This window comes from Shewanella sp. SG41-4 (assembly GCF_014164505.1).
Lineage (GTDB): Bacteria > Pseudomonadota > Gammaproteobacteria > Enterobacterales > Shewanellaceae > Shewanella.
In genome coordinates this window covers 1-25,077 of record NZ_JACJFI010000038.1, presented here as the reverse complement: position 1 = coordinate 25,077, position 25,077 = coordinate 1, and the positions used below count along the sequence as shown (strand labels likewise).

At 41.3% G+C, this 25,077-nt stretch carries 21 protein-coding genes and 1 riboswitch; of the genes, 11 read left to right on the top strand and 10 right to left on the bottom strand.

Features of this window, described 5'->3' with window-relative positions:
• Positions 1 to 287: 287 nt before the first annotated feature.
• The 3 genes from H5202_RS06005 (at position 288) to H5202_RS05995 (ending at position 2,176) form a co-directional block, all read left to right on the top strand.
• Positions 288 to 1,067, top strand: coding sequence for a GTP pyrophosphokinase (locus H5202_RS06005; RefSeq protein ID WP_011636317.1), 780 nt, complete (start codon positions 288 to 290; stop codon positions 1,065 to 1,067).
• A gap of 115 nt (positions 1,068 to 1,182) precedes the next feature.
• Complete coding sequence (locus H5202_RS06000; protein WP_011636316.1) at positions 1,183 to 1,584, top strand: SMI1/KNR4 family protein; 402 nt, start codon at positions 1,183 to 1,185, stop codon at positions 1,582 to 1,584.
• Positions 1,585 to 1,675: 91 nt separating this feature from the next.
• Positions 1,676 to 2,176: a DUF4447 family protein gene (locus tag H5202_RS05995; protein ID WP_102036505.1), complete on the top strand. Its 501-nt coding sequence runs from the start codon at positions 1,676 to 1,678 to the stop codon at positions 2,174 to 2,176.
• A gap of 62 nt (positions 2,177 to 2,238) precedes the next feature.
• On the opposite strand, the gene H5202_RS05990 is transcribed toward H5202_RS05995, so the two are convergent.
• Positions 2,239 to 2,871: a glutathione S-transferase family protein gene (locus H5202_RS05990; RefSeq protein WP_041412798.1), complete on the bottom strand. Its 633-nt coding sequence runs from the start codon at positions 2,869 to 2,871 to the stop codon at positions 2,239 to 2,241.
• A gap of 98 nt (positions 2,872 to 2,969) precedes the next feature.
• Positions 2,970 to 5,537, bottom strand: a complete 2,568-nt coding sequence (locus H5202_RS05985; RefSeq protein ID WP_182771258.1) for a TonB-dependent receptor — start codon at positions 5,535 to 5,537, stop codon at positions 2,970 to 2,972.
• Between the two features lie 224 nt (positions 5,538 to 5,761).
• On the opposite strand from H5202_RS05985, the gene H5202_RS05980 reads away from it, so the two are divergent.
• The 5 genes from H5202_RS05980 (at position 5,762) to H5202_RS05960 (ending at position 11,178) form a co-directional block, all read left to right on the top strand.
• Entirely contained in the window at positions 5,762 to 6,301 is a 540-nt protein-coding gene (locus tag H5202_RS05980; RefSeq protein ID WP_182771257.1) for a PH domain-containing protein, read from the top strand.
• Between the two features lie 12 nt (positions 6,302 to 6,313).
• On the top strand, positions 6,314 to 7,579 hold the full coding sequence (locus H5202_RS05975; RefSeq protein WP_182771256.1) for an Nramp family divalent metal transporter: 1,266 nt from the start codon (positions 6,314 to 6,316) through the stop codon (positions 7,577 to 7,579).
• Positions 7,576 to 8,655, top strand: a complete 1,080-nt coding sequence (locus H5202_RS05970; protein WP_182771255.1) for a serine hydrolase domain-containing protein — start codon at positions 7,576 to 7,578, stop codon at positions 8,653 to 8,655. Before H5202_RS05975 ends, H5202_RS05970 begins: the two co-directional genes overlap by 4 nt.
• A gap of 84 nt (positions 8,656 to 8,739) precedes the next feature.
• The gene (locus tag H5202_RS05965) at positions 8,740 to 9,204 is read left to right on the top strand and encodes a DUF1456 family protein (protein ID WP_182771254.1); all 465 of its coding nucleotides are present in this window, start codon (positions 8,740 to 8,742) and stop codon (positions 9,202 to 9,204) included.
• A 285-nt stretch (positions 9,205 to 9,489) separates the two neighbouring features.
• On the top strand, positions 9,490 to 11,178 hold the full coding sequence (locus H5202_RS05960) for an NAD-dependent malic enzyme (RefSeq protein ID WP_182771253.1): 1,689 nt from the start codon (positions 9,490 to 9,492) through the stop codon (positions 11,176 to 11,178).
• Between the two features lie 155 nt (positions 11,179 to 11,333).
• Here H5202_RS05960 and H5202_RS05955 read toward each other — a convergent pair whose 3' ends face one another.
• Complete coding sequence (locus H5202_RS05955; RefSeq protein ID WP_182771252.1) at positions 11,334 to 11,768, bottom strand: DUF3069 domain-containing protein; 435 nt, start codon at positions 11,766 to 11,768, stop codon at positions 11,334 to 11,336.
• Positions 11,769 to 12,407: 639 nt separating this feature from the next.
• On the opposite strand from H5202_RS05955, the gene H5202_RS05950 reads away from it, so the two are divergent.
• Together H5202_RS05950 and queG are read left to right on the top strand one after the other, a co-directional pair.
• On the top strand, positions 12,408 to 14,291 hold the full coding sequence (locus tag H5202_RS05950; protein ID WP_182771251.1) for a tetratricopeptide repeat-containing diguanylate cyclase: 1,884 nt from the start codon (positions 12,408 to 12,410) through the stop codon (positions 14,289 to 14,291).
• Between the two features lie 40 nt (positions 14,292 to 14,331).
• A complete protein-coding gene (queG, locus tag H5202_RS05945) occupies positions 14,332 to 15,561 on the top strand; it encodes a tRNA epoxyqueuosine(34) reductase QueG (protein WP_182771250.1) in 1,230 nt (409 codons plus the stop codon).
• Between the two features lie 12 nt (positions 15,562 to 15,573).
• On the opposite strand, the gene H5202_RS05940 is transcribed toward queG, so the two are convergent.
• Positions 15,574 to 15,786 carry a dodecin gene (locus H5202_RS05940; RefSeq protein WP_041412796.1) on the bottom strand — a complete coding sequence of 71 codons (213 nt, stop codon included), beginning with the start codon at positions 15,784 to 15,786 and terminating at the stop codon, positions 15,574 to 15,576.
• Positions 15,787 to 16,076: 290 nt separating this feature from the next.
• Complete coding sequence (metE, locus tag H5202_RS05935) at positions 16,077 to 18,368, bottom strand: 5-methyltetrahydropteroyltriglutamate--homocysteine S-methyltransferase (protein WP_182771249.1); 2,292 nt, start codon at positions 18,366 to 18,368, stop codon at positions 16,077 to 16,079.
• 154 nt (positions 18,369 to 18,522) lie between these two features.
• Here metE and H5202_RS05930 point away from each other — a divergent pair, with 154 nt between their 5' ends.
• Positions 18,523 to 19,425, top strand: coding sequence for a LysR family transcriptional regulator (locus H5202_RS05930; protein WP_182771248.1), 903 nt, complete (start codon positions 18,523 to 18,525; stop codon positions 19,423 to 19,425).
• On the opposite strand, the gene H5202_RS05925 is transcribed toward H5202_RS05930, so the two are convergent.
• From H5202_RS05925 to H5202_RS05905, 5 genes are all read right to left on the bottom strand, one after another.
• A complete protein-coding gene (locus tag H5202_RS05925) occupies positions 19,408 to 20,148 on the bottom strand; it encodes an HDOD domain-containing protein (RefSeq protein ID WP_182771259.1) in 741 nt (246 codons plus the stop codon). The two genes, H5202_RS05930 and H5202_RS05925, sit on opposite strands and share 18 nt — an antisense overlap.
• A gap of 118 nt (positions 20,149 to 20,266) precedes the next feature.
• Positions 20,267 to 22,258: a TonB-dependent receptor gene (locus H5202_RS05920; protein WP_182771247.1), complete on the bottom strand. Its 1,992-nt coding sequence runs from the start codon at positions 22,256 to 22,258 to the stop codon at positions 20,267 to 20,269.
• 142 nt (positions 22,259 to 22,400) lie between these two features.
• A riboswitch (cobalamin riboswitch) is annotated at positions 22,401 to 22,613 on the bottom strand.
• Between the two features lie 341 nt (positions 22,614 to 22,954).
• Complete coding sequence (locus tag H5202_RS05915; RefSeq protein WP_182771246.1) at positions 22,955 to 23,620, bottom strand: hypothetical protein; 666 nt, start codon at positions 23,618 to 23,620, stop codon at positions 22,955 to 22,957.
• Between the two features lie 126 nt (positions 23,621 to 23,746).
• Positions 23,747 to 24,076: a DUF3622 domain-containing protein gene (locus H5202_RS05910; protein ID WP_182771245.1), complete on the bottom strand. Its 330-nt coding sequence runs from the start codon at positions 24,074 to 24,076 to the stop codon at positions 23,747 to 23,749.
• Positions 24,077 to 24,270: 194 nt separating this feature from the next.
• The coding region (locus H5202_RS05905; protein WP_182771244.1) for a DUF3656 domain-containing protein at positions 24,271 to 25,077 on the bottom strand (807 nt) is incomplete at its 5' end.

Sequence of the window (25,077 nt, the reverse complement as noted above, 5' to 3'; positions counted from 1 at the left end):
TACAGCACTTATGACGTGAAAGAAGGCGACAAGATGTACATTGAGCCAGCTAGTCGCGTAAAAATTTGGTAATCACCAAGGCGAATGACTGACTTAGGTCACATTTACACAAAAAAAAGGGCATCGAAAGATGCCCTTTTTTATTATAAAAAAACTAACCACTTGATAATAAAAACGAATACAACACATAGCCAAGTTAATATATATCATTAAACCTTGTTCATTCAGCCCCTATTCAGCCAAAAAGCGGTACATTGGATTAACAGACATTATGCTGGAGCTATTCAATGAATAAGTTGTTTCGTACCTTCTTTATATTCTTAATTTTACTGTCTACACGTGGTGCTATTGCCCAGCCTAACGAGCTTAAATACACCAAGCTAGCTCAGCCATCTGACTTCAGCCAAAAATCATCTAATGATATTGAGCAGCTAATGGCGCTTTATGATCACAACACCGACTTGGTGACACAAGATAGTGATAACTTGCATGCTCTGATGTCACGGGCACCGGCGGCGCAGCAAGAACTGATTGACCTACTTCACTTCATTGACCAATCAAGTAATACCAAAACCATTCTTCCTGCTACCAAAAGTTATCAGCGTGCGGCTCAAAAAGTGCAAACTAAATTTAATGGAGATGCCAGCCAACTAACCGATATAGCACGGGCAAGTGTGGTGGCCTATGACGTAAAAAGCTTGCTATCAAGTTACCAACAGTTGAGCCAATACACCGAAATTGTGCAATTGAAAAATCGTTTTGCTCACCCTAAAGTGTCAGGTTATCGTGATTTAAATGTATTAGTGAAATTACCCGTAAGCCAAATGGTGGTTGAAGTACAATTTCATTTAAATGATATTGCCGACATTAAAAGTGGCCCTGAACATCATGTTTATGAGCAAATCCAACAGATTGAGTCTCAGGCTAAAGCCACATCTAGACGCTTAAATGACATAGAACAAGCCACTATCGCTAAACTGCGTCAAGACTCTCACAAGCAGTATCACAAAGCGTGGTTAAGCTACAAACGTCAAAGTTTATACAGCTCACAACGCCAAGTTGCATAGTATCCACACCACCCTTTAGCGCTCATATGAGCGCTTTTTTTTTGCCAAACAAGATCCGCAACAATCACATCTGCTATACTCGCGCCCATTACGAAACGATCTGCTGGACAATGCGATGAATGACATTATTGAACAACTACAAGAATTAAGCGAAACCGTACCGGTGCCGTTAGAATTGCCAACTTTTGAGCAACTTGTAGAAGTTGAAGAACAGATCTTAATTGGTTTACCCAATGATTTAAAAGAATTCTTACTGTATGGCAGCGATGTTATTTATGGCACGCTTGAACCTGTTACCGCTGCCGATCCATCTTCACATACCTACTTACCTGAAGTAGCTTGTTATGCTTGGTCTATTGGATTACCTCGCGAACAAATTGCCATTTGCCAAATCGGTGATAGCTTTTATTGTATTGATGAAGAAAGCCAAGTGTTGTTTTGGAAAAAAGGCCGATTTAGCGACAAAGTATGGGAATCATTTTGGCATTGGGCCGAAGACGTGTGGCTTAATCGATAGTCTTATCTATTAGCCTAGGTTGGAGTTAACGAACCCAACGCGAGATAATAAGCGCTTATTAAACAAATTATCACTAACAATGAGAACGATCATGTCGAAAAATACCGGTTTAAATGCAATTGAAATTCAATGTTTACGTCAGTCTTTAGGCCTAACAACTGAACAGGTTGCTAGCATCACTAAAGCCAGTAATGAAGACGTGATGGCATGGGAATCTGGCGAGCGAGAAGCGCCTATTCCGGCTCAAAAAAAGTTACTAGAAATCGATGATATTATCGAAATGCAAGTGCTCAACACCTCTGACGGTATTGAAGAGCTTTTTAAAAAAGAGCCTAAGCGTCGGTTAGCGTTTGTGGTGTATCCGACTCAAGCGCTATATACCCAATACAATCCAGAATTTTTAAGCACTTTGCCATTAACTGAATTATACAATGCCGCAGCTTGGCGTATTAAAAAAGAATGCAAACTTGTACTTGAAGTAGATGTGAGTTTGGTGGCACTAGATGCTGAAGCATACAAAGCTTATCGCGCTGATAACGGCATGAGCGAAAGCCGTGAAAGCCGTGCGAAATGGGCTGCTACTCAATTATAAAAAGTCTGCATATTGCCAGTAAATAATCAAAAGGAAGCCTTGTGCTTCCTTTTTAATGCCTGTTATTTCGTTGCATTAACAAGTGGTGCTGTTTTGGCGAGTGCTGCGGCCAAAGCAGGACGTTGCTTTAATCGATCGCGATAAGCGGACAACTTAGGCGGCAGATGTTGCTCGAATCCCAAAGCCCAACCTAAGGTTTGTGCGAGTAAAATATCGGCAACCATAGGCGAGCTACCACATACAAACCCAGACTCTGGTATCCAAGTTTCTGCAATAGCAGCAGCTTGATCAAACTCCCATTTAGCCACAGCAAACATGGCGTCTACGCGCAATTCTTTTGGCAACGCAAAACGATGTTTACCCATGCTCCACAGTGGTTGTTCAAGTTCGCTAATCACAAAGCTCATCCAGCGCTCATGAATACCCGACGCTTGAGTGCCCGGTTTTGGTAACCATTTACCTTGGCCGTACTTTTCAGCTAAATAACGCATAATGGCCGCGGATTCAGTTAACACAAAGTCACCATCGGTGAGTACTGGCATTTTGCCACTAGGGTTGAGGGCTAAAAATGCGTCACGTTTATTTTCACCTTTGGCAAAATCAATAAAATGAAATTGCCATTCAACGCCTAATTCTTCTAAAAGCCAAGATACTCGGAGTGCTCGACTTTTTTGAGTTCCATATAATGTAATCATGTTGAATCCTTTTGGGGTAATCCAATCAATTCGTACAATAAAAAAAGCCACATTGCACCTTAAGTGAATGTGGCTATCGATATCTTATGACGTTGCCATTAGAACTTCATTGTGACTTTAGTATAAATATAACGGCCTAGTGGGTTATGTACGCCCATTGCGTAACCATAAAGGTCAGCATCGCCATCACCAATCGCAAATGATGGCTCTTCATCAAACACGTTATTTACACCTACAGATAACTTAACAGTATCGTTGAAACGATATGAACCAGACATATCAACTAACAACTGTGCATCAACAGTACGAGTTTTGTTGTAGTCTTCAAACTCACCGATATAGCTTAAGTTAACGTTAGCCGTAAAGTCGTCCATGTTCCAGTTGGTTGTTGCCAACCAACGGTGTTGTGGATACTCGTACTCACCGGTGTAGTCAATCGTTGTTCCATCAACTTCTTTTTCAAAGCTGATTAAGTAGCTGTACTCTAAACCAAACTTAATATCACCATAGCTGTTTAACTCAAGACCGTAATGGCTAGATAAATCGATACCTTGTACTTCTTGTGAGCCAATATTGACAAATGCTGACTTGATTACGTCAATTGAGCCAAATGTTTCGCCCGCTTGCGGTGCATTACGTAAGCAAATAGTGCTGTTTTGATCATTACAGTTTTCGTCGTAAAGATCTTGGTTTTGCAATGAGTCAATTTTGTGATCTTGGAGAATATTGTATAAATCAAAACCAATATCAAACTGCTGACTTGGTGCCCAAATCATACCGACGTTCCAAGTCTCAGACTCTTCCGCTTTAAGATTCGGGTTACCGGCAAATATAAAGTTGTAGTCAAGCAATTCACAGTCGACGTTATCAGCTGCACAACGATAGCTATCGGTTAAAAAGTCACTTTTTTCAGAAGGGCCTAAACCAATTTGCGCTAATGATGGTGCACGGAAACCTGTGGACCAAGAACCACGTGCAGTTATCTCGTCACTAATACCCCACTGGAAAGCAATTTTAGGGTTAGTGGTTGAACCAAAGTCACTGTAGCTGTCATAACGACCGGCAAGTTGTAATTCAAAGTTATCGGCAACAGGAATTGATAATTCTACATAGGCAGCATGTTGATCACGCGAACCAAATGCAGACACCGCTTCAGTACCAAAAATAAGACCGCGTTGGAACTGCTCATCTGGAATGTCACTAACGCTTTCTTCGCGGTATTCTGCACCTGCAGCCATCATGATATCGCGATCTGCGATGGTAAATGCATGGCCCGAAATACTCGCATCATAAGCTGTGATGCTCGACTTACCTTGTCTTACTAGACTTGTGGTGATGCGATCAATCACATCTTGCGAGTTCATAGTGCCGCCAAACGGGTTGTAGTTACCGGCATCTATTTCGGCTTGTAAGTAATCGGTTCTTACCCAACCTTGCGAGCGGTCACCGGTTTGAGTAGATTCACTGCGGCCACGTTGCGCTGATACTTCCCAGTCCCAATCATTGATAACGCCGCGAAGACCGGCAACAATACGCATGGTATCTGATTCGATATCCCAACGACGTGCTCCAGCATCAACTGTACGGTAACGACCGATATCAATGTCTTGTCCAAATGGATTGTTAGGATGAGAACCAGGCACGGTTAAACCAGCATCTTCATCTAGTGGCGTTGGTGCACCACCCGCTTCAGAGGTGTTATGTTGTACAGATAACTCTAAAAATGCAGTTAAATCTTCACCGAGCATGTAATCAAATTGGCCAATAGCACCAACACGCTCAGACGTTGGAATGGTTAAATTGTATGGACCGTAATCAAACAAACAACTGCCACTTGCTGTGGCATTCTCAGCGGGGCAATCAGGATCGATGGTTTTCACACCATTAACATAAAAATACCCTGGAAAGCCTCGTGATGAACGGTAATCTTCACCGCCATAAGGTGATTGGTTAGCAGTGCCAAAACGGCCCATATCGCTTGCTGACAAAGTACCATTAGTAAAGTAATCAAGAATAACTGACGCACTGCCTTTGTCGGCTTTTACGCCCCACACCAAGCTGGCTGTGGTTTCGTCATAACCCGTACCGCTGTCGTCGCCATAACCTAGGTTAATTTCAAGCCCTTCGATGTCTTTTCTTAATATGATGTTAACCACACCAGCGATAGCATCAGAACCATAAATAGCTGAAGCACCGTCTTTAAGAATATCAATGCGCTCAATTGCTGATACAGGGATGTTGTTGATATCAACAAATGAATTCGAAATCCCTTCAGCAAAGGCACTCGATCCCACTCGGCGACCATTGATAAGTACCAAAGTGGCATCTGGCCCTAAGCCACGTAAACTGATTGATGCGCCACCGTTAGCGGTAGAATCTTGGCTGTTACCACGAGTAGAAAATGCGCCAGAACCGTTTGCAGGCATACGTTCAAGCAATTGTTGTAGGTTATCAAAACCCATGTTGGCAATATCGTCTTTATTCAACGATTGAACTGGCGATGGTCCTTCAATATCAGTCCGTTTGATACGAGAACCGGTCACTTCAATTCGTTCAACTTTTGATTGTGCACCGGCTTCGGCAGCTTGAGAAACGAATGCGATAGGGGCAAGGGACAGTGAAACGGCGATGGCGCAAGCACTACGCAATAGGTTAGTTTTTTTCATGATCATCCTTAACGTTAATTTATTGTTTTACATCCTTGACTGCTGCACACTGCCGTTTAAAACTATAACGACGTGCAACTCGTACGGATTTATTTTTACGTAACCAAGTTAAGTTATTTCTTAACAAAGTCAACACAAGCCAGTAATGTAAATGCAACTAGTTACTTACACAAGAATAAATACTTAAAAAAAGTGAATTTAAAATCTTTTGATATGGAGATCAAATGAGTGACAAAACCCTAGTTAGTGCCCACTTTCATGCAAACCTAGGTCTGTACTGGTTATTGTCTGGCAGCGTATTCCTTTTCCTAAGTGTCGTTGGTATTCCATTGTTATTATTATGGTTTCCCCTAGGATTACTGGCGACAAAGCGTTACATCAATAACATGAGTGCTGAATTAACCGAGCAAAAACTCATCGTCCGCAAAGGGTTGTTTACTCGAACAGAAAATACCGTTCCATTGGATAAAATCACCGATATGGCACTTATCCAAGGTCCCATTATGCGCATGTTTGGCATTCATAAACTTACCGTAGAAACCGCCGGGCAATCTGGCGCAGGGGCGTTAATTAGCTTAATTGGCGTCATAAATGTAGTCGATTTTAGAGCACAAGTACTGGCACAAAAAACACAACTCAGTGAACGGCAAAACAGCGCATCAGCTCGTCCAAATACCGATGTATTAATCCTCGACAATCTACAACAAATGAACGCCACCTTATTGCGAATAGAACGATCATTAACCGCTAAACAATCAAACTAGGTCTTTTTTAACATGCTTAATCAACAAACTGCATCAGCCGTACCGTGGATATCTCGTGTTAACACACTGTTTAAAGCCACAGGACCAGGAATCTTAATGGCCGCCGCCGCAATTGGCGCTTCTCACTTAGTCGCCTCTACTCGAGCGGGTGCCGAATTTGGGTGGCAACTGGCGTGGCTCATTTTATTAGTCAATATCGTTAAGTATCCTTTCTTCGCCGCTGGCGCTCGCTACACAGCCGCAACTGATGAAAGTTTATTGCACGGTTACCAAAAGCAAGGCCGCGGATATTTAATGCTGTTTACTGGGCTTAATGTTATTGCCGCCATTGCCAGTACCGCTGGGGTATGTATGTTAACGGCGGCAATGTTAACCCAGTTTATTCCGCTATCAATTGACGTGTTAGCCCTAATTGTATTGGCCAGCTCATTAGCATTATTAATTTTCGGCCACTACAAACTGCTTGATAAAATGACCAAAATTATCATGTTAGCTCTTACGATCACCACCTTAGTTGCCGTGGCATTGGCTTTTAATCGTCATAGCGGATTCGGCACTCCAGTGGTCAGTGAATCTCCCTGGCAATGGGCGTATGTCGGCTTTTTAGTGGCGATGATGGGCTGGATGCCAGCTCCGATAGAAGTCAGTACTTGGAACTCGTTATGGTTAATCGAAAAACGTAAAACTCAAATAGTCACCGCTAAACAAGCTATTTTTGATTTTAATCTAGGCTATGTGACTACCGCATTACTGGCGATTGTATTTTTAGCGTTAGGTGCATTAGTGATGCACGGCAGTGGCGAGCGCTTTTCCGATTCAGGTGCAGTATTTGCCTCACAATTGATCACCCTTTATAGCCAGGTCATGGGTAATGAAAGTCGGTACTTAATTGGAATTGTAGCGTTTTTATGTATATTTAGCACCACAGTGACCGTCATCGATGGTTATAGCCGCACACTCGATATGGGCTGGAAACTATTGTCTAACAACACGTCATCACGCAGCTATTTAACTCAAGTCATGTTAGTTGTGAGTGCCCTCGGTTTATTACTCATTTTATTTTTTAAAGGCTCATTATTACCACTACTTGAGTTTGTAATGATCCTTGCCTTTATGACCACGATTATTTTTGCATGGCTTAATTTTCGGTTAATGACCAGTGACACTTTAGCTAAAAAGCATCGTTATGGCCCTGTTATGGTTGGGTTGTCGTGGATTGGTTTATTGTATTTAGTGGGCTTCGCTGTCTTGTTTATTTATTGGTATCTCACAAAATGATCGCATCACAGTGGCTTAGCCGCATCAGTCACTTACCACAAAATGGCTTGCAAAAAATCGCCAATTTATTTTTAGCATTAACTGTAATATCTGTGCCATTGCAACTCAGTGCATTTGAATTCACTGTAGCTGATGTGCAAACTGTCATCGATAACGATTCAAGACCTTTTAGCGGTAGTATTGTCATTAGCGACAATACTACCCGTTATGTTAATTACCAAGCAGGTATCGGCATAACACCAGACAGTCTATTTATGATTGGATCTATTTCTAAAACGGTCACAGCCACGCTTGTGTTACAGGCGGTGGACCAGAAAAAGTTAACATTGACTGATAACATTTCTGATTACCTTGATATTATTCCCGAGCACCCCGTGACGATTAGCCAACTGTTAAATCACACTTCAGGGATAACGCCACCGACACCACCAAGTCTTAATGCCGGCTCTCAATTTATGCCTGCCAGTCAATTTCGTTACTCAAACTATGGCTATAAATTGCTTGGCGATATATTAGTTAAGCTTTACCAACAACCATACGCCCAACTAGTTAATCAGTTTGCCGTGAAAAATCAACTTGATATCAATGCTGATACCGGATCAATTGAACAGCTTCACACCCAGCAATCACGCTTAGTGAATGGCTATACAGAGCAACAACAGCAGCGCACACAACTAACAGATTTTACAATTGACAATGGCTTCATTGCATTTGGTGGCATGCAAGCCAGTAGTGCGGGTGTGGTTAAGTTTATAAACGGTTTACATCAGGGCCAGTTTTTATCTGCCACAAGCTATCAAGCCATGACCCATGCAAGTACGATCAGGCAGCATCGTTGGGGAGACACTGGCTATGGATATGGTTTGCAAATCAGCCAACAAGCAGGCTTAGTTGAATACAGCCACTCAGGGTATATTCCTGGTTACATCAGCTTAATGCTGTATTACCCGCAATCGCAATTAACCGTTGTGATACTCGAAAACACCTCGTGGGATTTAGATAATATCGATCGTGTTTTTGGCTTGCACGACAAGATCCGCCAGGCAGTAAGAAAACAATTAACCACATACGAATAATCTGACTAATGTATGATTACCCGTTATAATAGCGTTTCGTCAATTGACCTAAACCATATATGCGCAGCCGCGCCAGAGAGCCTTATGATTAACAATGATATTCTTCGCCGTATTCGCTTTGTGTTTGACTATTCAAATGCCAAAATGATTAACATTTTCAGCCAAGCCAAAGTAGAGATGACTTCAGAGCAAATTATTGCGCTGTTGAAAAAAGAGGAAGAAGAAGGTTATCAAGCATGTAATGACACATTAATGTGTCAATTCTTAGATGGCTTGATCATTCAAAATCGTGGTTTAAAGCCAGGAGCTGAAGTACCAGCACCTTTAAAGCAATTGACTAACAATCTCATGTTCAAAAAATTACGCGTAGCGCTAGAAATGCGTGAAGAAGATATTATTGCCGCATTAGCTTTAGCAGATTTTTCAATGACTAAATCTGAATTAGGCGCGCTATTCCGTAACCCTGACCATAAAAACTATAAACCTTGTGGCGACCAGGTGTTAAGAAACTTCGTTAAGGGTTTATCAATCAAACATCGCGGTAAGTAATATTCGCTAGGGTGTTGAGATAATACTTTATGAATGCGTAGCTTAGGCTGCGCATTTTTGTTTGTGGCGTTTACATTTAAACAATAATAATTTTGCATTTACACCATGCGATTGTTCACATAGTAATGACACAATAGTAAGTGATGAGTAGAAGTACCTAACAATAATGTGATTTTACTCACTTAACAGACCACAAAAAAGATCAGACGTGATAATCTACAATCATAAAAAAACCAGCCCTATTCTAATAACGATCTAACTGGATCTAACATATTAAGGTTCCCCATGGACGATAACAAACGCCCCCTCTATCTTCCTTTTGCCGGCCCAGCGATTCTTGAATCACCTCTGCTTAATAAAGGCAGTGCATTTAGTGAAGAAGAACGAATTTATTTTAACCTCGAAGGCCTCATTCCTTGGGTAATTGAAACCATTGATGAGCAAGCCGCTCGTGCTTACGCACAATTTAAAAACTTCACCAATGATCTCGATAAGCACATTTATTTGCGCAATATTCAAGATACTAACGAAACCTTATTTTATCGTTTAGTGCGAAATAACATCAGTGAAATGATGCCGATTATCTACACACCTACGGTCGGTTTAGCCTGTGAACGTTTCTCAAAAAACTATCGTCGTAACCGCGGTTTATTCATTTCGTATCCTAATAAAGATCGTATCGATGATATTTTAAATAACTCGACCCGCCATAAAGTAAAAGTCATCGTAGTCACTGACGGAGAACGTATTCTCGGTTTAGGCGACCAAGGTATTGGCGGTATGGGGATCCCAATTGGTAAATTGTCGCTATACACAAGTTGTGGCGGCATAAGCCCTGCGTATTGTCTTGCGGTGACATTAGATGTTGGTACCGATAACCCACAACTTCTTGAAGATCCAATGTATATGGGTTGGCGTCATCAGCGTATTGGCGGCGATGAATATGCTGAATTTGTTGAAGAATTTATGCAAGCCGTCAGCCGTCGTTGGCCAGATGCATTAATTCAGTTCGAAGATTTTGCGCAAAAAAATGCCATGCCATTACTTGAGCGTTATAAAGATCAATATTGTAGTTTCAATGATGATATCCAAGGCACTGCAGCCGTTACAGTTGGCTCACTACTCGCTGCTTGTAAAGCCGCTAACAGTAAACTTAGCGAACAACGTATTACCTTCTTAGGTGCGGGTAGCGCAGGTTGTGGTATTGCCGAAGCGATTGTAGCGACAATGGTGTCTGAGGGCATTAGCGATCAGCAAGCGCGTTCGCAAGTGTTTATGGTCGACCGTTGGGGCTTATTACTCGATAATATGCCTAACCTACTCCCTTTCCAACAGAAGCTAGCTCAACCCTGTGCCACGCTAGAAGCATGGGAAAATTACAGTGACAATATTTCGTTACTTGATGTGGTTAACAATGCCAAACCAACGGTACTGATCGGAGTATCAGGTTCTCCGGGGTTATTTACTGAAGAAATCATTAGAGCAATGCACAGCCATTGTAAACGTCCGATAGTATTCCCATTATCGAATCCAACGAGCCGTGTAGAAGCGACCCCGAAGGACATTCTTAATTGGACATCGGGCCAAGCACTCGTAGCGACAGGTAGTCCATTTGAACCTGTAGTCGTCAATGGCGAAACCTTCGAGATAGCGCAATGTAATAATAGCTTTATCTTCCCTGGCATTGGCTTAGGGGTATTATCTTGCGGTGCAAGGCGTGTATCCGATGAAATGTTAATGGCTTCAAGCCGTGCTTTAGCTGAGTGTTCACCATTAGGTAAAGAAGGTGTTGGCTCGCTATTACCTCGCCTAGAAGATATTCAAACTGTCAGTAAATATATTGCTTTTGCTGTTGCTAAAGCCGCAATTGATCAAGGTTTAGCATTACCTTGTACCGATGAGTTACTGCAACAATCAATTGAAGCTAACTTCTGGGAACCTGAATATCGTCGTTACAAACGTACTTCATTCTAATAACTAATAAGTGCTATTCAGCGCTTTAGTATTGTAAAGCGCTGATCATATTACTGTGAGAGTAAAACTCATTAATTGAAACAGTTATGCGCTTTTTGTCCATAAAAAATCCCAACCTAAGTTGGGATTTTTTTATGTCTGCAATAACAGTAAATTTATGCCGACATCACTAGCTTAAAACTATTCAACAATGGGCGGTCGGTGCGCGCTTTTTTAAGCTTACGTAAGCACTCTTTCAACGACTGCTCCGCAAGACGCCCAAATACACCATCATATTCGTTATTATCCATCTCTTCTTCAGAATCCGCACTGTCAGCAATTTCTTGCGCAACACGGCTTAGCTGCATCCACGCATTAGCAATATAAAAACCATGAAATTCTGCTTTGGTCATAAACTTTTGCGCACTCGCAGGCAATGCATCCCAAGCATGAGTAAACCCATTGGCTTTGTCTTCAATAAGTTCGGTAAACAAGCCTTCATAGGCCTCAAGTAGTGTTTCAGGTAACTTGTCCATCGGCAGCACTTTGTTTGCTACGTTATACGAAATTTGTTTTGCTACTTCTTGATATTGCGGGTCAACTTTTGTCATGGTGTTCTCTCTATTAAAATGCTCCATCTTGATTCAAATCAGCGTGTTCGCTCACACAATAACCAAGCCATTTGTTTGAAATTAGGCAAGACCAAACACACTCGAATGGCATCACGATGGAGTGATACGTCTTTTACTTAACCTCAACTCGGGTTAAGAGTTGGGATATGTAATGCAAAATTACAACATTCGGCCAATTTCATATCAAACTTGTCATTTGTTTTACTCACAAGACGCATTGACGGGTCAATAGCTAGCCTATTGCACGTCAATGCAACACAGTTAGCGAGACAAAGGATTGTTTGATGACCGTTTATTATCCCGAGTTAGGTTATTTAGGTAAATTGGCACAATCTAGCTCAATTATGACATTATTTTTTACGATTTGTATGATGAGTTTTTACTATAATACTACTGCAACACATAAGTTTAATGAGTGAATGACACTATAAATACCGAATGTAGTCTGCAGATTACATCAATTTACCTTTGCGAATATGTTCGAGATGGACAATAATTACACACCATTGATAACAAACATATATACAACAGTGTTACAATAATCACTGCATAATGAACACTACATCATAAACATTGTTGTTAACTAAAAATTATAAATCAAACGAGCGGCTTGTTACTTTGAAAAAACAATTAACTATTCTTTTTTTTCTCGCTATTTTTATAGCGCTAAATATTTATTCTCCTGCTATTTTCGCTGCTTATTATGAGAATGCAAAAGCTGATGCCATCTTTAAAAAACTTGATTTAGCTGATTATAAGACCCAACTTGAAGGCGAAAATTTGCTAATCCAATTCAAGCAGATTATTGCCGCTGACGATGAAATACGTCAAAAATTATATATACGTTTAAATTGCTGGAACCAGCCTTCTACTACCGATACCGAACTTGCCAATGCTATTAAGTATGCAGAACAGCAAATCCTTATATATTCAGAACCTTACCCTTCGACCATCCATACCGATTTATTATTATGTTTAGGATATTACAAACAGTTTTCAGGGCAACTAGATGAAGCATTGGAAGATCTGTCTAACGCAATAAATAGCGCATATGAACTTGAAGACCCTAGACTCATTGCTGACGGTAGGAGTATTCGAGGGTCTATGCTTTCATATCAAGGCAACTATGCCTCAGCATTAGAAGATTTAATTACCTCCCAGCAATTGTATGAAAATCTTAATTTAACTTATTGGGCTAATGATAACTTGAGTGAACTTGCGGCAAGTTATCGACGTTTTGGGGATGCAGAAACAGCCCTCAAATACCAAATAAAACTTGAAAAAATGTACCTTAAGGCCAATCAATTAATAGAAGCCGATAACATCAATAATCAGATCGCGTTTTCACTTTTAGAGCTTGGACGCATTGAGGAGTCTACTGCCCGATTTAAACAATCGCTCACCTTCTGGAAAACCCAAAAAGATAACATTGCTATTGCTGATGCCAAAACCAATATTGCAGGAAATCTGATTAAACTGGATAAAATCGATGAGGCACTAGTGCTGTTAAAGGAAGCAGAAAAAGAAGTCCCAGTCAGTAATGATGGGCCGCATAGTTCATTAATGTTATATCTCGCACAAGCGTATTTAGCTAAAAATGAGTTAGATAAAGCCCTTGAATACAGTCAACTTGCATCCATTGATTTTAACCGTGGTGGAAATCAACGTGGAGAAAGTGAAAACATCTATCTCAAAAGCGATATCTACCAAGCTAAAGGAGATATTGAAAACGCATTAATAACACTGCAACAATTTCTCAAAATGCATATGGCACTTGATAAGCAAAATATGTCTGATCGCAATTCAGAAATGCAAGCACGTTTTGATACTAATAAAATTCAAACCGAAAATGAATGGCTAGTACAACGAGACCAAGATAAAGAACAACAGTTACAGATTTTACAGCGCAACGAAAACATGCAAATAATCATTATTATTTTAGTCGCCATTATTTTAATGATCGTATCAATATTTGCTTACAAGCAAGTCATGCGAAAACAGCTCTTTAGACGTTTAGCGCTAACTGATGAGCTCACTAAGCTCTCCAATAGACGTGACACCTATTCTCAAGGCAATTATTTCCTGAAATCATCACAACAGTCGGGCAAACCTTTTTCAATCATCTCTTTTGATGCCGACCACTTTAAAATCGTTAACGACACTTTAGGCCATGAGATGGGCGATAAAGTACTCGTAAAATTGGCCTCTATTAGTACTAGTATGATGCGAGATACCGATGTAGTTGGACGTGTTGGTGGTGAAGAGTTTTTGATTTTATTACCTAATATCGACAAAGCGAAAGCCATTGAAATAGCTAATCGTTTAATTGAGACCATTGCTGATTACGACTGGACCCAGATTTCGCCAACCCTGCATCAAACCATCAGTGCTGGAGTGGCGAGTTATAGTAACGAAACAGAGTTATCGCCGTTGTTGCTAAAAGCAGACAAAGCACTCTATTCTGCCAAAGCTGCGGGTCGTAATTGTGTCAAAGCTGAGTAAAACGAGTATAATTTCCACATGTTTACTCAATGACAGCGTTATGACAGCAACTACCCCAGCATTAACTCCAAATCCTATTCCTGATCTAGGAACTAATCTAACAAGCGAGCCCTGTCCATTGACAGCGGCTCAACTTGATGTGCTCAACAGGCAAATCAAGCTTTGGGGTAAAGAACTTGGCTTTGCTCATATTGGTGTTGCTGATGTCGACTTAACTCAACATGAGGCGGCATTACAAGACTGGTTAGATAAGGGCTATCACGGTGAGATGGGCTATATGGCTAATCACGGAATGATGCGTGCTAGACCCGCTGAATTACATCCAGGAACCATTAGAGTTATTTGCGCTCGGATGGATTATTTACCGCCAGACGCTGGCTTTGCCAGTAATTTAACCGACCCAAATCTAGGTTATATTTCTCGTTATGCAGGTGGACGTGATTACCATAAATTAATCCGACAACGGCTAAAAAAGCTTGGCGATAAAATTAACCAGTATTGCCAACAGCTCGACTTTCATGCAACCGATTTTAGACCGTTTGTGGATTCTGCACCTATTTTAGAACGTCCATTAGCCGACAAAGCGGGACTAGGCTGGACAGGCAAGCACTCACTAATTTTACACCCAGATGCAGGCAGCTGGTTTTTTCTTGGCGAGTTACTCATTAACTTACCGTTACCGTTAGATATCCCGATTGAAGAAGGCTGCAATACTTGTGTTGCTTGCATAAAGTCATGCCCAACTGATGCGATTGTCGAGCCCTATGTTGTCGATGCAAGACGCTGTATCTCTTACTTGACCATTGAATTACAGGGCGCTATCCCAGAAGAGTTTCGCCCGCTTATAGGCAATCGTATTTATGGCTGTGATGACTGTCAGCTGGTGTGTCCAGTCAATGCCAAAGCACCACTAACCCAAGAGACAGATTTTCATACTCGCAGTGCACTTATTCAACCCGATTTACTGACTCTATTTGCTTGGTCTGAACCTTATTTTCTCAGCCAAACTGAAGGTAGTGCGATTCGACGAATTGGTCATAAACGCTGGTTACGTAATATCGCGATTGCATTAGGTAATGCCCCAGCTAATCAGGCCATTATTGTGGCGTTAGAGCAACGAAAAAACAGTGAAGAAGTAGATGATATGGTACTTGAACATATTGAATGGGCATTGGTGCAACAAATACAAAAAGCGCCACTGTTGGCGCTTTCACGTAAAACTCAACGAGTGATTAGATCAATACAAAAAGGTTTACCAAGAGACGCATAAACAAAATGAGCATTAGGCATTAGAGTCTAAGGTAAAACCCACTTTAATGGTCACTTGCCAATGAGCAATTAGGCCTTCTTCTAAATGGCCTCGAGTTTCGATAACTTGAAACCAGCGTAAATGTAGTAAACTTTTATTGGCTTCTGCAATCGCATTTTTGACCGCCTCATCTGAACTTATTGGTGATGATCCCACGAGTTCAATGACTTTATAAGTGTGACTCATAATAGCTCCTATTGTTAACTGCACATCTTTAGTTTCAGTGTAGTAAACAATAGCGCTATTCACCGCAGTATCGTTGAATAATAAACAGATAACGGTAAGCCGTTGAATCCGGGGGGTGCTCACACCATTTTTCCCTAAGATAAGTTTTTTTCAACTAATCTCAACAGAGAACAACCAAATTCAACTACATACAATTGCCAAGTCTACATTTGGCTTCGCCATGTCTGCCAGCTAATATTGATAAATTATTTTCATTTAAATCAATGTTATCTATAACGAGTTCATCCCAATTAGAACCGACGTCGAAGCACTTTAGTCGCTTCAATCATATTCCGCAGCGCGGGCTCAACTTCATCCCAGGTACGGGTTTTTAAACCACAATCAGGATTAACCCATAACTGTTTCACCGGCACTTTTTGCGACGCTTTAGTTATTAAGTCGACCATTTCATCAACGGTTGGAATATTTGGCGAATGAATGTCATACACACCGGGACCAATTTCATTAGGATAGTGAAAATCTTCAAAGGCGCTCAGTAGCTCCATACGTGAACGTGACGTCTCAATGGTGATAACGTCTGCATCCATCGCCGCTATGGCATTAATGGTGTCATTGAACTCGCTGTAACACATGTGCGTATGTATTTGAGTTGAATCTTCAACACCTGCTGCCGATAACTTAAACGCATCCACCGCCCAGGTTAAATAATCTGCCCATTGGCTTTGTTTAATCGGTAAACCTTCACGAAATGCAGGTTCATCAATTTGAATAATGCCAATACCTGCGCTTTCTAAATCGACCACTTCGTCACGTACTGCTAATGCAAGTTGGTTAGCAATATCTTTACGGGGAATATCTTCACGAGCGAACGACCAATGTAAAATGGTCACCGGACCCGTTAGCATGCCCTTAACGGGCTTGTCGGTTAAGCTTTGCGCATAGGTAGCCCAGTCGACCGTCATTGGTTTGGGGCGAGACACATCGCCATAAATTAACGGCGGCTTAACGCAACGAGAACCATAACTTTGCACCCAACCAAATTGAGTAAACCCTACACCGTCTAATTGTTCTCCAAAATACTCCACCATGTCATTTCGCTCAGCTTCGCCGTGAACTAGCACGTCGATACCCAATTTAAGTTGACGAGATATGGTGTCTTGAGTGACTTGCTCAAGTTGTAATCGGTAATCACTGTCATTGATTTCTCCTTTACGCCAACGACTGCGTAAACCTCGAATGGCTGGCGTTTGCGGAAATGAACCTATGGTTGTTGTCGGTAGTAATGGCAGAGCTAACTTTTGATGCTGGGCAATGATGCGGCCAGAAAATGGACTATTACGTTCAAAATCATCCGCGGTTAACTGCGACACACGTTGCACAACCTGTTGATTAGCTGCAGCAGCTTTTGCTAAGCGGCGTTGCTGGCAACGATCAATAATCACTTGGCTAGTTGCAGAACCTTGCTCAATGATTAATTGATGAATTTCGTTAAGTTCAAATAATTTTTGTTTCGCAAAAGCTAATTGGCCAAGCAATGGAGCAATTAACTGAATTTCAACCTCAACATCCACAGGACAATGCAACAATGAACATGAAGGTGCAACCCACAAACGATCACCTAATGCGGTCGCTAACTCGGTCAGTTTTTGTGCAATCACATCAACATCAGCAGCCCACACATTACGGCCATTAATCACTCCAACTGAGAGAACTTGTTGGTTAGAAAGTGCATTAACAAACACATCAAGCTGTTCTGGTGCGGTGACTAAATCAAGATGTAGCCCATCAACCGGTAATGCACTCACCAGTGTTTGATGATGAGCAATAGAACCGTAATAACTGGCGAGTAAAATCTTTATTGATGCCGGCTTTTGTTGCGCTAAAAATTGATAACTGTGGCAAATAGCTTGTTGCCATTCATCGGTTAAGTCTGCCGCTAATACGGGTTCATCAAGTTGTACCCAACTCACACCTTGGGCTGCAAAGCGCGACAAAATTTGTTGATAAGCAACCAATAACTGCGGTAATAACGACAACTTATTAAACTCACCTAGGTTTTTAGATAAATATAAATACGTTACAGGACCAAGCAGTACCGGTTTTGCTTGATGGCCTAATAGCTGCGCTTCAGTGACGTCCTCAAACAGTTGTTCAAAGGCGATTACGAATGTTTGATCAACACTCAATTCTGGTACTTGATAATGGTAGTTAGTATTAAAAAACTTGGTCATTTCTGCCGCACAGGCATGCTGGCCTGTTTGCGAACGGCCACGAGCTACGCGAAATAAAGTGTCTATATCGATAGCGGCTTGGCTGCCATCAGCTTGAGTGGCACGATGACGATCGGGGATAACATTTAAGGTCGCGCTCAGGGTTAGCACCTGGTCATAATAAGCAAAATCCCCTACTGGTAATAATTCAACACCGGCATCTGCTTGCCACTGCCAATGAGTGCGTTTTAATTCACTAGCAACGTTTTTCAGCTCCGTTAATGTTGCTTCACCGCGCCAGTAGCGCTCTAAAGCAAACTTCAATTCACGCTGACGTCCTATGCGGGGAAATCCTAAACTTGCAACTTTCATACTGCTTTCCTTTTCGTTGAGCAAAAATTTATAGCCATTTATGTAGAAAAGCTACATAGGCGTCTGGACGTCTAGAAGTTTATTGTGTTACTCTGCAGTCAAGCAATCGAATTGATTTCATCAAATAGTTGAGCAAGATTCATGTGGAGAGAAAATGATAGAGCTTAGACACCTTCGCACCTTGATGGCGTTAAAAGAAAGTGGCAGTTTAGCGGGTGCAGCTAAAAAACGATTTGTAACCCAGTCGGCGCTTTCTCATCAAATAAAAGAGTTAGAAACACGGATAAACTCAACTATTTTTGTGCGTAAGAGCAAACCGTTAATGTTTACTCATGAAGGTTCACGTCTGCTGAATTTAGCGGAAGAAATCTTACCGAAAGTGATTGCAACCGAGTCGGATCTTAAACGCGGTTTAGAGGGGGAAAACCAACAGCTTAAGCTCGGTATTGAATGCCACAGTTGTTTTCGTTGGTTAATGCCCGTTATTGAGCAATTTAAACAGCATGCGCCAGCAGCTCAAATTGATATTTCAAGTCGTCACTTATTTGATTCACTCAATGCATTGGAGACGGGAAGTTTAGACATAGTGCTAACATCGGACCCCGTGCCAGGACACAGTGTCGCTTATCAACATCTATTTGATTTTGAGGTGAAATTGGTTGTTGCCAGTGATAACGAATTAGCGAAACAAGCGTTTGTAACGCCAGCACAATTGGCAAAGCAAACCTTAATTAGCTACCCAGTGCCTTTAGCGCGTTTAGACATATACAAACACTTTTTAGAACCCGCGGGGATTGAACCTGGTGAGCAAAAACAGTGCGATTTAACGTCAATGTTATTACAACGAGTTGCCTGTAATGACGGCGTAGCAACCCTACCAACTTGGTCTATTAAAGAGAGTCAGGGGCTAAACCTTACTGCGGTTAAATTAGGAGCAGAAGGACTAAAACGTCCATTGTTTGGAGCCTATCGCCGCGATGCCACTAATGCAAATTTAATCCAAAAGTGGCTCGAGCTGGTAGCAAGTGAAGGTATAAATCTACAACGGGTTGATTAATAAACCTCGTTTAGATAGTACGCGTCGAAGCACAAGTCCTGGAGAATCTGGGTTTTGTGTTTGGCGTAAGTTATGTGCAATCAAAAATTCTTCGCGTAAATCATCATCTAGCCCTAATGACGAAAATGCTTCAAGCGATAACTGTTGTTGTTGTTTCTCAATAAGCGATTTCAATACTTTTAATGATACTGGTCGAGAAAGCTCTGCATTTAAATAGGCAAAAGCCGTTAGCGCAATTACCTGACCAAACACACTAAACAACGCTAATGTTTGCATTTCATCCGCATCGATTTTAGTGCCTACACCAATGTCGTTGTCTTCACGTAACAGTTGTATGCAATCCATCGCAATGGTTTCATTTAATGCCCAATAGCCTTGAACGAGCCTTTTGTATGGTTCTGAAAGCTCATCAAGTCTTTCTTTGAGGTAAAACGAAAACGCATAGCGATAAATGTTCACTTGGCCTAAACGGATTAAGGCATCTTTTACACTACGGCTTCTAGTTGATATGACGCCTGCTGTTTGCGCGGTATTACTGCGTAACAATAAATGTGCAGCCAAAGCAGGATCCGCTGAAACGATATCAATAACGACTCGAATATCGGCTTCGTTAATCAGAGATTTTTTTAATGGAATTAATATGCCACGACGACCAATGACTTGCTCTTCATTGCCAATAATAGCTTGAACTTGAGTAAGGACTTGTTGCTCAAGATTAGTCATATTCATCAATTACCTTTTCTTAGAATAAATCACTTTATTCATTAATTTAACGACATATTAAAACGAAAGCCAGTAATAGTTTACTGGCTTTCGAAAGGTTATTCGCTAAAAAGATAATCTAGAAACGATAACCCGCGGTAAGTCTTATTGAGCGACCAGTACCAGAATAATAACCAGAGTAATCAACACCGTCATAAACTGAGTAATAACCGGTACCAACATACTCTTCGTCTAACAAATTATCTACGCGCAAACTGGCAGTCCATGCATTACGACGATAATTTAAGGCTAAGTTGGTTAATACATAACTGTCTAACTTATCACCGGTATTACTGTTGTCGCCTTCCATGTAACGCTCGCCAGTGTATACACCTTCAACAAAAGCTTGCCAATTATCAGTAAAATCATAGCTTACGAAGGCTTTACCTGAATGTTTTGCCACCCAAGATAACGCTTTGCCATCGTTCTCACCTTGAGTAAACTCGGCATCAATATAGTCGTACGATGCACCTAGTAGCCAGTCATTTGATAACTGGACCTCATAAGCTGTGCTCACACCAAAGCGGCGAGATTCATCGGCGTTTACGTTAGCACCACCACCATAAGGCCCATCTGTACGACCGCCTTCGTAAACAATCTCATCTTCTAACTCAAGTTGATAAGCATTAATTTTCAATGTTTGCGTCGAGGTAGTAAAGTCCCAACCGGCTTCATAAGAGCGACCTGTTTGTGGATTCAAACCTTGTACATCAAGCGGGGTGTAAGCTTGTTCATCGACTTTAGCAAAGCGGAAGTTATCATTTGCGCGGACATAAAAACGATGTTCGCTGCTTGGACGATAATTTAGACCTAACTCAAAAGCATGAGCGTCATTATCGATTTCAACACGATTAGGGTAAAGTAATTGGTCATATAAATCGTCAGTCACTTCAGAATAACGGCCACCAACAACATAAGATAATGTCGGCGTTATCGGTACCGATGCTTGCACATAGGCACTCTTTTGTGTCTGTTCATTATTTCGTTGCATATAAAGTGTATCGAAATCCGCTTCACCTTTATTCACATCAATACCAGCAACAAAATTCAAATCACCATGATCTAAATGATAGTTAGCCGTTGCTTTAGGTGAGAAGCTCAATAAATTGCGATCAATATGCCCTGCGCCACCAAATAACACACTCTCGGTTGATGTATCTGAGTAAGTTAAATCAGCACCTAAAGCCCAAATATTATTCAGTTGATATTGATAACCACTGCGAAGTGCTGTGGTGATTTCATGAGAGAATTCACCCTCTGAAAAAGCTGCAACTTGACGAGGATCGGCTTCGTATTGCGCCAGCGTTAGCGCGCCCGGTGTTTGGCGATCATTATCAAAATAATTAACTTCAACAAAAAAGTCTTCGGTATCTGTTTGATATTGCAAGCGGCCTAGAATAGAACTGGTTTCATTGTCATTATTATCGCGGTAATTATCGCTTTCGTTATAGCTCGCCGCTAAAAAGTAACGCCATGCATCGTTGATGGCACCCGAAATATCGCCTTTAGCTTCATAGGTATCAAAACTGCCACCACTAATCTGTAAGCCACCACCAGTTTCTGTCGGAGCTTTGGTGATGATGTTGATAACGCCGCCAACAGCTTGGTCACCGTACAATACACCTGCACTGCCTGATAAAATCTCAATACGCTCAACTAAATTAATCGGGATCGACTCAATACTCGGTGCAGCAATATCAATATTATTCAGTCTGCGTCCATCGACTAAGATCAGCGTGTTATTGGCTGCTTGTGATGCAGAAAAACCACGCATAGAGAATACACTGCCCGAGTTATTATCCGACACCTGAATACCAGATTGTCCACGTAATAAGTCGGTTAAATTAGTCGCTCCGCTCATTTGAATGTCTGCAGCATCAATGACATTAATGTTAGCAGCAATATTTAATGGTTGGGCAGTATTACGACCAATAACTACAATGGTTTCAACCATGTTACTAGCCGAAGACGAGGGGGATGTATCAACTGATTCAATCGCAATAGCATTAACACTTGCGACACTGAAGACAGCACTTAATAACAGTGCAATTTGTGTTGGTTTAGTACCCATTTACCTTTAACTCCTGAAAGGAAAAATGGGGCAGTAACGCCGCAATATAGAGCACCACTTGCGCCCTATTTTACAGAAATATTCTGTAAAATAAGCCGACACGCGGTATTACATTACATTTCGAGATCTGCCCACCGAAATCATCGAAATCACCTTTAAGGCCGGTCTCCGGACTGAGGTTGTGGCGTTACATTAAAGTAAACGCACGCGAGTCGAGATGATTAACGCAAGATTATTGCGCACCTGACTCTCACCAATCACCGTTGCGGGGGCAGTACCAGATTTACACTGGTTTCCCGATTATCCTGCTTTGGTCTATCGACCCTAAGCAAGCACCGTAAAGATTGACTATTAATTAACATGAGTTGATATTCAACTCATGTTTGAAAATAAGTATTGTTATGCCTGCTTTAGCATTGAGTACCATGGTACTGTCTGACTAATGAGTGGCATCATAAAATATTAGCGCGGCGATTATAACGGATCCCAAGGTGAACTTGATACCAACAAAACCTTAACTCACAGATTATTCAGCTTGTAGCGGATTCAACATGTTGGCAATAACACTAGAAAATGGCCAACAACTATATCAATATGGCGCGAATATCTGAATATAGCGCGAATGTTGGCGTTAGATTTTGACATTAAATATTAGTGCTAAATATTAGTGCTAAATGTTAGTGCTAAATCTCGGCGCTAGGGTTGGGTCATGAAGGTACGATAATTATCGATGGTGATAGGAGCTGTCTCTGTCGTAAAAATGGCTGTACGAATAGATTTATGGATTAGATAGACATTTTCGTCATCACTTACCACCGTAAAATATCCCATTTCACCTTGTGGACGAGTGATATAAGACGCTTCAACCACCGCTGAAGAGTGATGAATATTTGGCATACTGGTGCAGCCTAATAAACCATGTACAGCCTCGAGCCCATCAACTTTAGAACTGCCAAGCTGTTGATAAACTATTTTGCCTTCGCAATTCTCTTGGTAAGTCGCCGCCATCGAATCTAAAAACTGGTCAGGATCAACGTCATTTGCTAAGCCTTTAAATCCCTGCATGCAGACTAAACGAGACCAATCATTTAACGATTCATTGGCTGGAATAAACTCAGCCATTGTCATGTCGCCACGTTTATCGCTGAATGCAAGCTTCCAATCTAATGGCGGTAAAAAACCAAATTTTGCAGATAACGCAGTGAGTTGTTTAACATCCCCAGACATCACCATAGCACCTGATGTACCATCAACTTCACCAAATGTCATCTGTGCTGGAGGTGTTGCAGATACACTACTCGGGAAAAGGAATATTATCCCTAAACACCCCGAGTATCCGATAATTGCAGCAATCTTGTTCATCCAAATGAATCCTTAATTTGGTCAAGAAAGAGATAAGTTGACTAAAAATCATTCTAATCTTGTATATCCTATCCTGAACATACAAAAATTGAAACTTATCGATAACATTTACATCGTCGGTAAAACTTAGTTTAGCTCTTCGTCTTCGTCTTCGTCGTCTTCATCTTCTGAATCAAATAACTCTTCTTCATCAACAGCAGATTCTGCAGCAATAGCGACCGCTAAGCTTTTAGCTTTAAGATGTTTCTCAGTTATACGCTTATTACGATCAGCTTGCTTAGATAAAAAACCTTGCAGAGCTTGTTCGCCCCATGCTGTTGCTTCTGCTTCTGAAGCAAAACCATCTTGGCTTTTTGATACTATGGTTTTTGTCGCTGTCATACGACGAGTGATTTCGGTTTTCCAAGTGTTTTCAATTTGAATAACACGTAAAGCATATTTTTTGCTATCGCTCATAATCTATTCTTTCCTACTTAAGGTATCACAGGCTAAAACCCATGAAATTTCAGCCGCGCAGTGTACTCGAAACGCACGAGTTTGGGCAGCTATTTAATGGTTATTTTTGCAGCTTATTTGAAAAACTAACCCAGTGGCAAGCGTAATGCTGCCACTGGAGAAAATATGATGAATAAAATCTCGCTGCGATGCCGTTATTGTTTCACTAATTGGTTGGAGCCAACAATCATCATTTCACATTTATGGCAGTCAAACACCAACTTCAATTTATCTTTACCTACATCTAAAAACATTGGGTCGGCTTTAATCCCTTCAACTTCTTTAGGGCATAAGTTAAAGCTGTAACGTAAACAATGTTTAGTCACCATTAACGGTGCATCATGCAACACGTTATTTTTCTCATAGGTATCTTCAATTTGAATCACCCCATGCTGATGATAAAACGATTTCGCTTTTTCGTTCGCCACGTTAGATAAAAAGCTCAATGCTTTTTGTGGGAAACGTGCTGTTTTATCATGCACCCAACGCTCTGGTCGTTGATAACTCGTCACCCTTGTGGCCATTAATGCACTAACCGCATCGCGGCGTAGCTCGTTGACTACTGAGGCAGGCAAAAACCACATTTGCTCAGTCAGTAAATTAATCTTGTTCAACACAAAATCACTGCTGCCAAGTTTACTGAGCTGCTTTTTGAGGTTTTCGGCCGTTTTAGCTTGATCATTTGCAGGAGCTTTATCGCAAGCTAAGGTAACGGTTGCACTTATACCGTGTATATCTGTAATGGTTAATCCAACGCCGTCATCGCTATCAAAAAATTGCATATCAACAGCAATTTTACGGGTGGCAGAATCTTTATTTAGGATAGCTTCAAACTTATGATCGAAGTTACGGAACATCATCACGCCAATTTTAAGATCTTTAGGTACCTCAGTTAAATACAAGGTATTACCGTCGGCGCGGTTAATGCGCACGCCGGAGAGCTTATCGTCAGACAACCGCTG